We start from the raw sequence: 14,846 nt of genomic DNA, 5'->3' as shown, positions 1-14,846 counted from the left end.
CCAAGGGAGACGCAACAATGAACAACGCGCCCAAGGTCGCCACCCAGGAGATCTCCGACGCCGAGCTGGACAACGTGGCGGGCGGGCTCGGCGTGGTGGGCGATGCTCTCGGCACCGTGGACTCCCTCACCGGCGCCGTCAGCACCGTCGGCCTCGCCACCAGCACGGTTGACGGTGTCACTGGCCTGAACACCACCGGCATCGTCGGTGGAGTCGTCACCAGCCTCTGAGGCCGGTACCCCGCCTTCCCTGTGCCCCGGGCCCGCCTGGTCCGGGGCATTCGGCGGTCCGCGGCCGCGTCCTCGGACGCAGTCGCATCCACTGACGCCGTCGCAGCGACGTACACCGCCACATCCTTCTCGCGGTTGAGGAAAGACTTTCGTGCAGTTCCGCCAGCAGGCACTTGTCAAGCTGCAGTCGGCAGAGGACATCGATCTGCCGGTGCGCTACGCCCGCCCCCAGGGGTGGCTGGCGCTGGCGGTCACGCTGGTGGTGATGGCCGGGGCCGCCGTATGGGCCGTCACGGGCACCGTGTCGAACACCCTGGAGACCACCGGCATCCTCACCCATGGGCAGGGCAGCTATGTGCTGCAGAGCCCCATCGCCGGCCAGGTGACCTCCGTCCTCGCGCAGGAGGGCAGCACCCTCCGGGCGGGCGCACCGCTGCTGAAGGTCCGCACCACCCGCGGCACCACGGTGGTGCGCACCATCGCCGCCGGCCGGCTCACCACCCTCTCGGTCTCGATCGGCTCCGTCCTCGCCACCGGTGCGAACGTCGCCTCCGTGGAACGTGTCCGCCGCTCCGGCGACCCGCTGGTCGCGACCCTGTACGTACCGGCGGACCAGGCGGCCTCGGTGCGGCCGGGGGCGGCGGTTGACCTCAGCGTGCAGTCCGTGCCGACGCAGACCTACGGTGTGCTGCGCGGCGAGGTCCAGACCGTGGGCCGGACCGCCCTGTCGCGCCAACAGATCGGCTCCTACCTCGGAGCCGAGCAACTGGGTGAGGAGTTCTCGAAACACGGCCCGCCGGTCGCGGTCCAGGTGCGCCTCCACCGCACCTCCGCCACCCGCTCCGGCTACCGCTGGTCGTCCCCCGAGGGCCCGCCGTACGCCCTCGGCTCCATGACCCTGGCCGGCGGCACCATTCGTCTGGCCGCCCACCACCCCATCGATTGGCTTCTCCCGTGACCGCGACGAACGAGGGCGGACCGCCACGGCCCGCACCCGCCGGAAGCAGCGGGGCGCGCCGCCCCCAGCCGGCCCGCGGACGGCGGCGCGCCCCGCGCGGCGGATCCGGGAGGTCCGGGCCGAGGAAACCCGGGCGCCGCACGGTGCGCACCCCCACCGTGCTCCAGATGGAGGCCCTGGAGTGCGGTGCGGCGTCGCTCGCCATGGTGCTCGGACACTACGGACGCCATGTGCCGCTGGAGGAGCTGCGGATCGCCTGCGGCGTGTCCCGGGACGGGTCGCGTGCCAGCAATCTGCTCAAGGCCGCCCGGAGTTACGGTCTGCGCGCCAAGGGCATGCAGATGGAGCCCGAGGCACTTGCGGAGGAGGTCAGGGCCCCGGCGATCCTGTTCTGGAACTTCAACCACTACGTCGTCTACGACGGCATGGGACGGCGGTTCGGCAAGCGCGGCGTCCATATCAACGACCCCGACAAGGGGCGCCGTTTCGTCCCCGTCGAGGAGTTCGGCACCAGCTTCACCGGAGTGGTCCTGGTCTTCGAACCCGAGGAGTCCTTCCGCCGGGGTGGACGCCGCCCCGGTGTGCTGGGCGCCCTGCCCTCGCGTATGCGGGGCACCACGGGCACCCTGCTGGCCTCGCTGCTGGCCAGTCTGCTGCTGGTGGCGGTGGGGGCCGCGGTGCCGGCGCTCAGCCGCACCTTTATCGACACCTTCCTGATCGGCGGCCAGGACTCGACGCTGGGGCCGCTGTTCGCGTCCATGGCCGTGGCAGTGGTCCTCACGGCCGTACTGACCGGTGTCCAGCAGGCGAATCTGCTGCGCGGACGCATCATCTCCTCCACCCTCAGCAGCGCGCGCTTTCTGCGGCATCTGCTGCGGCTCCCCGTCACGTTCTTCGCCCAGCGCAGCCCGGCGGACCTGGTCCAGCGGCTGCGCTCCAACGACACCGTCGCCGAGACGCTCGCCCGCGATCTGGCCGCCGCGGCCGTCGACGGGGTCGTGGTGGTCCTCTACGCCTTCCTGCTGTGGACGTACGACCCGCAACTCACCCTGGTCGGCGTCGGGTTGGCGCTGCTCAACGTGGTGGCGATGCGAGTGGTGATACGGCTGCGGGCCACCAGGACCCAGAAGCTGCGGGCCGACATCGCGCGGCTGACCACCACCTCGTACACCGGTCTCCAGCTCATCGAGACCGTGAAGGCCACCGGCGGGGAGACCGGCTACTTCCGCCGCTGGGCAGGTCAGCACGCCATCACCCTGGAGGAGCAGCAGCGCCTCGGTGTGCCGAGCGCCGCACTGGCCGTGGTCGCCCCCACCCTCGCCACGCTCAACAGCGCCCTCATCCTCTGGATCGGCGGGTTGCGGGCCGTCGAGGGCCATATCTCGATCGGTCTGCTGGTGGCCTTCCAGGCGCTGGTGGCCCGCTTCACCGCGCCCATCACCCGGCTCAACGGTGTGGCCGGCCGCATCCAGGACTTCTCCGCCGATGTGGCCCGGCTCAAGGACGTGGAGAACTTCCCGGCGGACTCCCTCTACACCCGCGACGAGCCGCGCGAGGACACCCGCAGGCTGACCGGACAGGTGACACTGGAGAACATCACCTTCGGCTACAGCCCGCTGGACCAACCACTGCTGCGCGACTTCTCGCTGTCCGTCGGCCCCGGCCGGCAGGTGGCGCTGGTCGGCGGCTCCGGCAGTGGCAAGTCCACCGTCTCCCGGCTCGTCTCCGGTCTCTACACCCCCTGGGAGGGGGTCATCCGGATCGACGGACAGCGTCTTGAGGACATCCCCCGCGGGGCGCTGGCAGCCTCGGTCTCCTTCGTCGACCAGGACGTCTTCCTGTTCGAGGGAACGGTGCGGGACAACGTGGCGCTGTGGGATCCGTCCATCCCGGACGACGCGGTGGTGGACGCCCTGCGGGACGCCGCGCTCTACGACGATGTGATCGTACGGCGCCCGGAGGGCATCCACTGCCGGGTGGAGCAGGACGGCCGTAACTTCTCCGGCGGCCAGCGGCAGCGGCTGGAGATCGCCCGCGCCCTGGTCCGCCGCCCCAGCGTGCTGGTGCTTGACGAGGTCACCAGCGCCCTGGACGCGCGGACCGAGCAGATCGTCATGGACAATCTGCGCCGCCGCGGCTGCGCGTGTGTGGTGATCGCCCATCGGCTCAGCACCGTGCGGGACAGCGACGAGATCCTGGTCCTGAACCGCGGCACGGTTGTCGAACGCGGACGTCACGAGGACCTTGCCGCCGCCGGAGGCCCGTACGCCGAGCTGATGAAGGAGCACTGACATGGCGTCCGTTTTCCCGGCCGCGCCGGTGGCCGCGGACGGCGGCGATGCGGTGATCCAGGCGCTCGGCGCCCTCGGCACGCCCGTCGACTGTGCCGGGCTGCGCAGGCTTCCGCTGGAGGGCCCGCAGGTGCTCTGGCTGGTGGCCGGCGGCGCCCTGGACCTGTTCGCGGTCGACGCCGCCGAAGAGGGGCACTGGCACTTCCTCGGCCGGCTGGAGACGGGCGCGGCGCTCCCGGGCCCGGTCGACGGACCGCTCCACACCCTGCTGGGCCGCCCCTCGCAGGACTGCCAGGTGCGCCGCATCCCGCTGCGCGAGCTGTACCGGCCGGAGGCGTACGACACGTACGACGTGTACGACACGTCGTACGGGACGGGCCACGCCGACGATCCGTACGGCACGTACGGCACGTACGGCGGCAGTGGCGTGTTCCAGGAGACCCCGCCCACCCCGCTGGAGCACGCCGTGGCGCTCGGGGTGAGCCGCAGCCTCGGCGTCCTCTTCCAGGCCCTGCTGGACGGCGGGGCCGCGTCCGACGCGGACGCGGCCGACGAGGACCTGCTCTGGCTCCCGGTGCCGCCCGGCAGTGTGCGCTACGGCGCCGAGTACAGCGCCCAGGCCGCCGGTGATCTGCTGATCGACGGCGCGCTGTGGCAGCGGATGGTCAACCAGCAGTACCGGCTCGGCACCGCCGTGGACCGCTGGATCGAGACCACGGAGCGGGCCCACGCGGACCGCACGGCGGCCGGGATCCGAGCCGGTGAGGCCATGCGCTCCCGCGCCGACCAGGCACTGATCGCCTCCATCGGAGGGCCGCGGCGCGACCGTCGGCCGTCGCAGGAGAACACCGACGACGCCGTGCACGCGGTGTGCCGCGCGGTGGCGGAGGCCGCCGGGATCACCCTGCCAGGACCGCCGAGGGGCCGCGCCGCCGACGACCGTACGGACCCGGTGGAGCGCATCGCCGCACACGCCCGGATCCGCACCCGCGCCGTACGTCTTGAGGGCCGCTGGTGGCGGGAGGACACCGGACCGCTGGTGGGCTACCGCGCCAAGTCCGGGGCCCCGGTGGCGCTGCTGTGGCGGCGCGGCGGGTACGAAGCGCTCAACCCCGTCTCTGGTATGCGGATCCGCGTCGGTGCGGGCAACGCGGAGGAGTTCGAACCGCGGGCCCTGACGTTCTACCGGCCGCTGCCCGACCGGCCGATGACGATGTGGCGGCTCATGCGCTTCAGCGCCCGGGGCGCCACCGGCGACGTCCGAAACCTCCTGATCAGCGGGCTGGTGACGGTGGCGCTCGGCGCGCTCGTGCCGCTGGCCACCGGACAGGTGCTCGGCGGATTCGTGCCCCGCGCCGAGAAGAGCCCCATCGTCCAGATCGCCTTGGCCCTGATCGTCTCCAGCGTCGTCGCGGCCGCCTTCATGCTGCTGCAGAACCTCACCCTGCTGCGGCTTGAGGGACGGCTGGAGAGCACCCTCCAGCCCGCCGTATGGGACCGGCTGCTGCGGCTGCCCACCACCTTCTTCGCCCGGCGCTCCACCGGAGAGCTGGCCAGCGCCGCGCTGGGCATCAGTGCCATGCGCCGGGTGCTGTCCGGGATCGCGCCGACGGTCTTCCAGGCCGGCACCGTGGGCGCGATGAACCTCGCCCTGCTGCTGTACTACAACGCCTCCTTGGCGCTCGCGGTGGTCGCCATGCTGCTGGTGGTCTCCGTGGTCTTCCTGGGGATGGGGCTGTGGCAGGTGCGCTGGCAGCGGCGGCTCGTGGAGAGCGAGAACAAACTCAACAACCAGGCGTTCCAGCTCCTGCGCGGCCTTCCCAAACTGCGCGTCGCCGCGGCCGAGAACTTCGCGTACGCGGCATGGGCCCGTGGCTTCGCCCACTCCCGCGATCTGCATCAGCGCACCGGGCGCATCAAGAACCTCACCCAGGTGCTGGACGCGGTCTACCTTCCGCTGGTCTCGCTCATCGTGTTCATGCTGCTGGCCGGCCCGGCGCGGGGGAGCATGTCGGCGGGGGCGTTCCTGACCTTCAACACCTCCGTGACCATGCTGCTCACCTCACTCACCCAGCTCACCAACGCCCTGGTCTCGGTGGTCGCCGTTCTCCCCCTGTTCGAGCAGGTCAAGCCGATCCTGGACGAACCGCCGGAGGTCCGCGGCGGCAGCGCCCCGCCCGGCGTGCTCTCCGGTGACCTCAGGGCCAGAAACCTCACCTTCCGCTACGGCGACGACGGACCGCTGGTGCTCGACGATGTCTCACTGGAGATCCGCCCGGGTGAATTCGTAGCCGTCGTCGGCCCGAGCGGCTGCGGAAAGTCCACGCTGCTCCGGCTGCTCATCGGCTTCGAACGACCGGTGTCCGGCAGTGTCCTCTACGACGGCCAGGACCTCGCCGCCCTCGACCAGGCGGCGGTACGCCGCCAGTGCGGAGTGGTCCTGCAGAACGCCCAGCCCCTCGGCGGAACGCTGCTCGACTGCATCCGCGGCGCCGAGCCGTTCACCCCCGAGGAGGCCATGGTGGCCGCCGAACTGGCGGGTCTGGCCGAGGACATCGGCCAAATGCCCATGGGGCTCCAGACCATGATCTCCGGCAGCGGCGCCATCTCCGGTGGCCAGCGGCAACGGTTGATGATCGCCCAGGCCCTGATCCGCCGTCCGCGCATCCTCTTCTTCGACGAGGCCACCAGCGCCCTGGACAACGAAACCCAGCGCATCGTCATCGACAGCACCCGCCGCCTCAACGCCAGCCGACTGGTGATCGCACACCGGCTGTCCACCGTCATGGACGCCGACCGGGTCCTGGTCATGGAGGGCGGCCGGATCGTGGAGCAGGGCGCCCCGGCCGAGCTGATGGCCGTCCCGGGCGGAAAGCTGCACGAGCTGGTGCGGCGCCAGATGCGGTAGCGGAGGGCGGGGGCGCCGAGTCATCATCTGTGAAGCACGGGGATCAGCTCGCGCGTCGGCGCCCCGCTGCTGAGCAACCCCACTGCTGAGCAACCCCGGCACCTGGAGGGCCTGCCATGCCTGTATCCGTTCCGCACGGTTCCCTCGCCCGCCCCGGGGCCTCACCTGTGGATGCCGGGGCTGTCTGGGCGGTGGTCACCGGCATGTACGAGGCGTACGCCGCCGGGGACCGGGAGGCGATCGACGCGCGGCTCGATCCGGGGGCGACGGTCTGGGACTCGGCGGCGGAGCCGCTGCTGCTCGGCAAGGCGGACCTGGACCGGCTGCGCGACGAGCGACCGACGGCCGGGGATGGGGCCGGGGACGCGCCCGAGGAGACCGGCCTCGACGCGTACGACCCGGTGATCGACGTGTTCGGCGACCTGGCGCTGGTGCGCTATTGGCTGCGTGTCGACTTCGCCCCCGCGCTGGACGGTGGCAGGCTCCGGCCCGAGCTGGTGCGCAACACCGCGCTGCTCCGCAAGGGCGGCGACGGCACCTGGCGCATCGTGCACCTCCACGAGGACGTGCGGCAGCCGGGTGGGGTGCCGGAGACCACCGGCTGAGAGCCGACTGCGCCGGGGCTCGACTGTGCGGGGCGCACGAGTGGCACGCCCCGCCCGTGCGCGCCGCACACCCGCCGCCGTCCATTCCTCGTTAGCGTCGGTCCACCCCTGACACAGCCGGGAGGCGGGCATGACATACCGGGTGGCCATGGACATCGGCGGCACCTTCACCGACGTCGTCGCGTACGACGAGACGCGCGGCACCTACGTCGCGGCGAAGGCTCCCACCACGCCGGGCGATCTGGCCGAGGGGGTCTTCGCCGCGCTGGGCCGGGCGGTGGCCGATCCGGCGGCGATCTCTTTCTTCGTACACGGCACCACCCAGGGCCTCAACGCCCTGCTCGAGCGCAAGGGCGCCCGTGTCCTGCTGCTGATGTCCGAGGGCATGCGGGACGTCTACTCCATCGCGCGCGGCAACCGCGATCGCATGTTCGACCTGCACTACCGCAAGCCGGTGCCCCTGGTGGCGCGGCAGGCCACGGCAGAGGCGGGCGGGCGGCTGGACTGGCGCGGCGAGGAGTTGCGGCCACTGGACGAGGCGGCGGTGCGCGAGGCGGCGCGGCGGGCCCGGGCGGAGAGGTTCGCGGCGGTCGCGGTGTCATTCCTGTTCAGCTACGTCAACCCGGCGCATGAACTGCGGGCCGGGGAGATCCTCGCGCAGGAGCTGGGGGACGACGTCATGGTCGTCCTCTCCCACCAGGTGGCGGGGGAGTGGCGCGAGTACGAGCGCACCTCGTCCGCCGTGCTGGACGCGTACACCGGACCGGTCGTCCGGCGCTATCTCGGACGGATCGAGGAGCGGTTCGCCGAACGGGGGCTCGGCGTGCCGGTGCAGGTCATGCAGTCCTCGGGAGGCGTGGTCAATGCCGCGTTCGCGCGCCGGAACCCGCTGCAGACGCTGCTGTCGGGGCCGGTCGGCGGCACCATGGGCGGGGTCCGGGCGGCCGCGCTCCTGCACCGGCCCCACGCGATCTGCGTCGACATGGGCGGTACGTCGTTCGATGTGTCGCTGGTGCTCGACGGCCGGCCGGACATCTCCAACGAGGGCTCGGCGGACGGTTTCCCGGTGCTGATGCCGCTGGTCAACCTGCACACCATCGGCGCGGGTGGCGGTTCGGTGGCGTACGCCGAGGGGGGCGGGCTGCGTGTCGGCCCCGAGTCGGCCGGCGCCGTTCCGGGCCCCGCGTGCTACGGGCGCGGCGGCACCCGGCCCACGGTCACGGACGCCAACGCGGTGCTGGGGCGGGTGGACCCCGAGTGGTTCGCGGGCGGCCAGATGACGCTCGACATCGCCGCGGCCCACCGCGCGGTCGGCGAGCTGGCCGGGCAGCTCGGGCTCAGTACCCTGGAGCTGGCGAACGGCATCTGCGAGGTCGCCAACGCCAAGATGGCGCAGGCCATTCGCACCCTCACCGTGGAACACGGCCTGGAACCGGCCCAGTTCACCCTGCTCGCGTTCGGCGGCGCCGGCCCCATGCACGCCGTGGACATCGCCCGTGAACTCGGCGTCGAGGAAGTCGTGATCCCGCGCTTCCCCGGCGCGTTCTCCGCCTGGGGCATGCTCGGCAGCGAGGTGCGGCGCGACTTCACCCGGCAGTTCTTCACCCCCGGCGACACACTGGACGGGGCCGCGATGGCCGACGGCCTCGGCGGGCTCGCGGGCGAGGCCCTGGACGCGCTCGGCGAGCAGGGCGTGCACACCGACCGACGGCGGGTCGAGCACGCCGTCGACATGCGGTACGAGGGGCAGGACTACACCCTGACCGTGCCGCTGGAGGCCGCCGACGAGCCGCTGCGCGAGGACTTCCTGACCCGCGTCGCCGACCGGTTCGCCACGCTGCACGAGCGCCGGTACGGCCATGCGATGCCCGGCGCGCCCGTCGAGTTCGTGGCCCTGCGCACCACGGCGCTCGGCGCGCTCCCGGACACCGCCGCCGCCCCGTACGCGGCGCGGCCCGGCGAGGACCCGTGGGCCGGGCGGGTGGGGCCCGTCGTGTTCGGCGACATGTCGTACGAGACCCCGGTGCTGCGCCGGGAACACCTCGCGGCGGGCGATCAGTTCGCCGGCCCCGCGATCGTCGTCGAGGCCACCTCCACCACCGTCGTCCCGCCCGACGCGACCGTCACCGTCGACGCGGGCGGCTTTCTCGTCATCAAGCTCGGAGGCACCGCGTGAACGCCCGCACATCGGTGATCGACCCGATCACCACCGAGATCGTCCGCTGCGCCCTGCTCCAGGCCGCGGAGGACATGAACACCACCTTGATCAGGTCCGCGTACACCCCCACGATCTATGAGGCCAAGGACTGCGCGGTCGCCCTCCTCGACCGCGACCACCACGTTCTGGGCCAGTCGTCCGGGCTGCCGATCTTCCTCGGCAACCTCGAGGAGTGCACCCGGGCGACCGAGCGGATGTACGGCCGCGAGGTGTGGCGCGAGGGCGATGTGTGGGTGCTCAACGACTCCTACATCGGTGGCACCCACCTCAACGACGTCACGGTGTACGCGCCCATTCACGTCCGCGGCGAACTGGTCGGTTTCGCGGCGTCCCGGGCCCACTGGATCGACATGGGATCGAAGGACCCGGGTGGATCCATGGACTCCACGACGATCTACCAGGAGGGCCTGCGCATGGGCCCCCTGAAGATCTACGAGGGCGGCGAGCCCTGTGTGCTGACACAGGACCTGATCGCACGACAGGTGCGTTTCCCGCAGCCCACGCTCGGCGATATGCGCGCCCAGGTGGCCTGCGCGCTCACCGGCGCCCGGCGGCTGGGGGAGATCGTCGAGCGGTGGGGCATGGATACCCTCCTGGCCGCCCGCGACGCCATCTTCCAGCAGACGGAGCGCCTGGAGCGGGAGCAGATCGCCGCCATCCCGGACGGCGTGTACGAGGCCACCGGCCGGCTCGACAACGACGGCATCGACCTCGGCACCCCCCTGCACGTCACCGTCCGCGTCACCGTCGAAGGCGACCGCATGACCATGGACGTCACCGACTGCGCCGACCAGGCCACCGGCCCCGTCAACTGCGGCGCCGCCCAGACCGTCGCCGCCTGCCGGGTCGGCTACAAGCTGCTGGTGAGCGGCGATGTGCCGCTCAACGGCGGCTCGTTCGGACCGCTGGAGGTGGTGACCCGGCCCGGCTCCATGCTCGCCGCGGTCGAGCCGGCCGCCTGCCAGTACTACTACTCGCACCTCGGTCTCGTCATCGACCTGGTGGTCAAGGCGCTCGCCCCCGCGGTACCGGACCGGGCGGCGGCCGCCTCGTACGGCGACTCGATGATCGTGCAGTTCACCGGGGTCGATCCGCGCACCGGCAAGCTGTTCGTCTCGCAGGAGGCGACGGTCGGCGGCTGGGGCGCCTGGGAGACCGGCGACGGAGAGTCCTGTCTGATCAACAACGTCAACGGCGCCCTGCGCGATATGCCGGTCGAGGTCCTGGAGACCCTTTTCCCGGTACGGGTGGAGGAGTACGCGATCCGCGTCGACTCGGCCGGGCCCGGGCGCACCCGCGGCGGTACGGGCGTCGTACGCCAGTACCGGTTCACCGCCGACCAGAGCCTGTCGCTGTGGTGGGAGCGGTCGGTGACCCCGGCGTGGGGCCTGTTCGGCGGCGGGGCCGGCGCCGCGCCCCGGGTGACGCTCAACCCCGGCCGCCACGACGAGCGTTCGCTGCTGAAGGCCAACGCCCTGCCGGTACGGGAGGGCGATGTGCTGCGCTGCGAGAGCGGCGGGGGCGGCGGCTTCGGGCCCGCCGCCGAGCGCACCGCCGAGGCCGTCGCCGAGGACGTGCGCCAGGGGATCCTCAGCGCGGAGCGCGCGCGGGCCGACTACGCCGCCGCCACGACCACGGAGGATCGGGCAGATCGCCCGGACAGGGCCTACGGCTGACCAGCGGCCGTATCCGGCGGCGTCTTGTCCGGCGGCGTCCGGCCGAGCAGCACCCGGCAGGCGAGGTGCAGCGCGAGCCGCAGCGCCGGGTCGTCGGGGTCGCAGCCGAGGGACCTGATGCGCTCCAGGCGGGCCGTGACCGTGTTGCGGTGCACGCCCAGCCTGGCCGCAGCGGCGGACGGCGTGCCGACATCGAGGAGGGTCGCGAGGGTGCGCAGCAGGGAGCCGTCCCGGTCGGCGTGCAGCAGCGGGGCCAACAGCATCTCGGCGGGGCCGCGCAGCGCTTCACGCGGCAGCGCGGCCAGAAACCGGTCCGGCCCCATCCGGTCGGCGCGTACGACGTCGCCGGACCGTGCGACGCGTACGGCGGCGACCGCGTCGGCCAGCGTCGGCCCGAGCTCGGCGAGGCCCGCCGCCGGACCGGCCACCGCCCCGGCGACGGGCAGTGGCGGGGCCGGCTTGGCGAGCGCGGCCCGCAGCCTCTTCTCCGCGCCGGCGACCGGGTCCGCGGCGTGCGGTGTCCCCTCCGGCGCGGCACCCGGTGTCCCTTCGGGCGCGGTGGCGCCCGGTGTTTCCTCCGGCCTCTCCCAGGCCACCCAGCAGCCCTCGTACGAGACGAGCGGCCCGCCCGGGCCACCGCGCGCCCACCAGGCGGTCAGCAGAGCGCCGTGGCCATGCCCGGGCCCGTCCGGCCCGGCGAGCCGGACCGCGTAGACGAGAAAGGGGCCGTGCACCGGCCAGCCCAGCGCGACGGCCTCCGCGAGCAGGCGGTCGTATGCCTCGGACGCGCCCGAGTCGCCGTCCGCCCCCCGTTCGTTGGTTACCGAGTCCGGCGCCCGCCCCTGGGGTACGGATCCGGCCCGCGCCACCAGCTCCGCCAGGAGGCCCGCGGCGCGGCGCCCGGTGCGCTCCGCGGCCAGGCGTTCGCGCGCCGCCCAGGCCGTCAGCGGGGCGACGGCCAGCCCCAGGACCTCCCGCACCGTCGCGTCCCAGCCCGCCACCCGGGAGCGGGACCGCGCCGTGAGCGCGGCCAGCGGGCCGCCGTCGGGGTCGGCCACCTCGACCCGTACGCACACCGGCCCCGCACGCTCGTCGAGCGCCGCCGCACGGCCCGCGACCAGCTCGCCCAAGGGGGCGGTGAGGGCAACGGACGTCGACGGCAACACGGCGTGCAGCGCCGAGAGGACCCGGACCGGATGCGTTCCGGCCGCGGTGATCCGGCGGGCGGCGGTGGCGATCAGCTCGGTGCGCCCCGCCTCGGGCCGCGCGAGGGCCGAGGCGATGCGGACGGCGGTGTCCAGGGCGTCGCCCGCGACCACGAGCAGTGGCACGCCGAGCCGGTCGGCCAGCTCGGCGACGGACTCCGGGCGCCCGGTGTCCCGCGCCACGACGACACACGCCGCCGCGTGTTCCCACGCCTTGCGCAAGGCCATTTCCAGGGTCCACGAGGCCGTCGCCGCGCCGGCCGTCAGCACGACGGCGGTGTGCGGCTGCAGCCCGTCGAGGGCGTCGAGCCGGTCCGCGATACGCACGGCCCTGACCTCGGTCGTGCGCTCGGCCGGGCCGTACACGGTGACACCGCCGAGCGGTCCGTGCTGGAGGAGTTCCGCGAGGGTCAGGGGGAGTGGTCCGGTGGTGGGTCCGTTCACCGCGCCTCACCTCGCGATGGCACCCCGGCCCGGAGCCGGGGCCGCTCAGCCGGGCCGCCCCGGGGACGGCACGCCGTCACCACGCCACCGCCCCCGCGCCGAGCCCGGCGGGGCCCGGCCCACCGAGCCGGGCCAGGGCGCGGCCCTGCGGCGTGTGCCACGCGGGCGCCGCCTCGATGACGACCACCTCGACCTCGGTGCCGGGTACGACGCGCTCGACGTCCACGACGCCCTTGTCGGTGGCGGACAGGATGAGGATCTGGTCGGGGGCCGCGGCCGCGACGGCACCGTCGGCCAGGGCGAACAGCACCTCGTTGTGCGCTTCGAGGCGGAAGCGTCGGCGCAGGCCCTCGTCCTCGGCGACCAGGACGCTGGTCGGCCGGGACGGCAGCGCGACGGCGTCCGCCCACGGATGGGACGGGCCGAAGCCCTCCTCGTCGGCGTCCGTGGACTGTTCCACGGCGGCGATCCGGCCCCGGCACAGCCGCCGGGGCCGCCACGGGGCGAACCGCTCGGGCCCGGTCGCCGCGCCCGCGGCGATGGCCCGGCTCACGGTGCTGGGCACCAGACAGCGGGCCAGCTCGGCGCCATCCATCGGGTAGCCCGCGACGACCGACCAGCCCCCGGCGGCCAGGACCAAGGGGCGCACCAGGTCCTCGACGCGGCTGCCCGCCGACTCGACGGTGACCACGTCTCCGCCGGGGGTGCTGAGGGCGAGCGGCGCCGGGGCGGCTCCGGCCAGCGTGAACACGGTCTGTTCCAGGAGCGGCAGTACACGTCCGCAGCCGTCCCCGTCGACCAGCGGGAGCCCGCACCGGGCGGCGGTGGCGAGGGCGATCAGGGCATTCTCGGCCGCGGTGTTGAGCGCCACGACGGCCTCCGCGGGCCGGCCGACGAGCCGTTCCACCGCCCGTACGGCCTTCACCGGTTCGTCGCCCGCGGGCAGTTGCTCGGCGAGGGCGGCCGAGGCGCCGGCCAGGGTGACGGCGACGCACAGGCCAACGCCGTCGAGCCGGTCAGGCGGGAGCAACCGCACCGGGCCGTGCGCGGCGAGCTCGGCGGCCGCCCAGTCGAGGGCCACCCGGTAGGCCGACTCCTCCGTGCCGACCGCGAGCACCCGCGCGCCGACCGCCAGGTGTTCCAGCTCCACGGCCGTCAGCGACCGCGGGCGGGCGCGGTCGGCGGGTCCGGTGGGGTCGGTGCGTCCGGTGGGGTCGGCGGGTCCGGCGGTGTGCGGGGCAACGCTCATGCGGGTCCTCCCACGAGTGGCCGCCCCACCGCGCGTACGGTCACCCGGTGCACACCCGCGGGCAGATAGGCGACCGGGGCGTGGGCCATGCTCTCGATCCGGACCGTGAGGGGAGCCGCGCCCGCGGCCACCGCCCGGGACAGCGTGTGGTCACGGGCCGCGGTGAGCAGCCGGTCGAGCTCCGAACGGCCGGCCGCGGCCACGATCTGCTCGAACCCGACCCGGCAGTCCGCGGTGGCGGCGAACCGGGCGGCATCGGTCAGCCGCGCCGCGCGCAGGGCGGGGTCGGCGGGCGCGGCGCCGACCCTCTCGGCGCCGCCGCCTGTGTACAGCGGCTCGGCGTCGGGCACGCGCGCGAGCTGTCCGGCGATGAGCCGGGCGGTTTCCGCAGCCTCGGCCGGCGTATCCCCGGGCGCCCCCGGTCGCACCTCGTGGATCTCCGGCGAGCCGAGGTGTGTGAGGACGCCCAGCGGGCCGGGCACCGGCCGCGCCGAGTGCTCGGGCTCGCCGTCGCCGAGGGCGAGGCAGCGTACGGAACGGGCGCCAGCGTCGACCACGACGGCCCTCGCCAGGCCCGTCCGGGCGGCGGCTCCCCGGGCGGCGCACGCCGTGGCGGGGGCGGTGGCGATCACCGGGTGGCGGCGGAAGTACTCGGCCGAGACCAGGCCGCCGTCGTCGCGGGCGAAGAAGACGGGTGAGGTCAGCCCGGCGGCCCGCAGCGCACGGGAGGACTCGGCGGCCAGGTCCGCCGCCCAGCCGCCGAGGGCGGCGTTGAGAGCGGTGGCGTTCTCACGCTCCCGCAGCCCGGCGGAGCCGATCTCATGGGAGAGGCTGATGGCCGCGCCGGGCACCGCGTCCGCGATGACGGCCGCCGCGTCGAGCTCGGGGGCGGGGCGGGCGGGCGCACCGGCCGCGCACACCGCGAACGCCGAGACGCCCGCCTCGCGGGCCCGTCCGACGAAGGCCGCGACGGCGGTCCGGTCCAGCGGCGCCAGCGGCCGCCCCGTCACGGCACTGCCCCCCGCGACCACGGCGCTCAGGGCGCCGACGGCGGTCCGGGCC

10 protein-coding genes are annotated in these 14,846 nt (G+C 73.8%); 7 read left to right on the top strand and 3 right to left on the bottom strand.

Going from position 1 to position 14,846, the window contains the following annotated elements; all coding sequences use genetic code 11:
• Positions 1-17: 17 nt before the first annotated feature.
• The 7 genes from ACWDSL_RS09910 to ACWDSL_RS09880 all read left to right on the top strand — a co-directional run bounded on the left by ACWDSL_RS09910 (position 18) and on the right by ACWDSL_RS09880 (position 10,886).
• Positions 18-230 (top strand): type A2 lantipeptide, encoded by a 213-nt coding sequence (locus tag ACWDSL_RS09910; protein WP_450483515.1) that lies wholly within the window; start codon positions 18-20, stop codon positions 228-230.
• A 151-nt stretch (positions 231-381) separates the two neighbouring features.
• Positions 382-1,188: an HlyD family efflux transporter periplasmic adaptor subunit gene (locus tag ACWDSL_RS09905; RefSeq protein WP_450483513.1), complete on the top strand. Its 807-nt coding sequence runs from the start codon at positions 382-384 to the stop codon at positions 1,186-1,188.
• On the top strand, positions 1,185-3,479 hold the full coding sequence (locus tag ACWDSL_RS09900; RefSeq protein ID WP_450483511.1) for an NHLP family bacteriocin export ABC transporter peptidase/permease/ATPase subunit: 2,295 nt from the start codon (positions 1,185-1,187) through the stop codon (positions 3,477-3,479). The genes ACWDSL_RS09905 and ACWDSL_RS09900 overlap by 4 nt, the downstream gene beginning before the upstream one ends.
• 1 nt (position 3,480) lies before the next feature.
• Entirely contained in the window at positions 3,481-6,387 is a 2,907-nt protein-coding gene (locus ACWDSL_RS09895; RefSeq protein WP_450483509.1) for an NHLP bacteriocin export ABC transporter permease/ATPase subunit, read from the top strand.
• Positions 6,388-6,503: 116 nt separating this feature from the next.
• On the top strand, positions 6,504-6,992 hold the full coding sequence (locus ACWDSL_RS09890) for a YybH family protein (protein ID WP_450483507.1): 489 nt from the start codon (positions 6,504-6,506) through the stop codon (positions 6,990-6,992).
• Positions 6,993-7,122: 130 nt separating this feature from the next.
• Positions 7,123-9,168, top strand: a complete 2,046-nt coding sequence (locus tag ACWDSL_RS09885) for a hydantoinase/oxoprolinase family protein (protein ID WP_450483505.1) — start codon at positions 7,123-7,125, stop codon at positions 9,166-9,168.
• Positions 9,165-10,886 (top strand): hydantoinase B/oxoprolinase family protein, encoded by a 1,722-nt coding sequence (locus tag ACWDSL_RS09880; RefSeq protein WP_450483503.1) that lies wholly within the window; start codon positions 9,165-9,167, stop codon positions 10,884-10,886. Before ACWDSL_RS09885 ends, ACWDSL_RS09880 begins: the two co-directional genes overlap by 4 nt.
• Here the strand turns inward: ACWDSL_RS09880 and ACWDSL_RS09875 are convergent.
• The 3 genes from ACWDSL_RS09875 to ACWDSL_RS09865 form a co-directional block, all read right to left on the bottom strand.
• The gene (locus ACWDSL_RS09875) at positions 10,877-12,535 is read right to left on the bottom strand and encodes a helix-turn-helix domain-containing protein (protein WP_450483502.1); all 1,659 of its coding nucleotides are present in this window, start codon (positions 12,533-12,535) and stop codon (positions 10,877-10,879) included. The genes ACWDSL_RS09880 and ACWDSL_RS09875 overlap by 10 nt on opposite strands.
• Positions 12,536-12,611: 76 nt before the next feature.
• Positions 12,612-13,784, bottom strand: coding sequence for a DUF917 domain-containing protein (locus ACWDSL_RS09870; RefSeq protein WP_450483500.1), 1,173 nt, complete (start codon positions 13,782-13,784; stop codon positions 12,612-12,614).
• On the bottom strand, positions 13,781-14,846 hold a 1,066-nt coding region (locus ACWDSL_RS09865; RefSeq protein ID WP_450483498.1), incomplete at its 5' end, for a hydantoinase/oxoprolinase family protein. The genes ACWDSL_RS09865 and ACWDSL_RS09870, both read right to left, overlap by 4 nt.

The organism is Streptomyces sp. NPDC000941 (assembly GCF_053599555.1).
The sequence above is the reverse complement of the archived record's forward strand: the minus strand, read 5'-3'. Positions and strand labels throughout refer to the sequence as shown.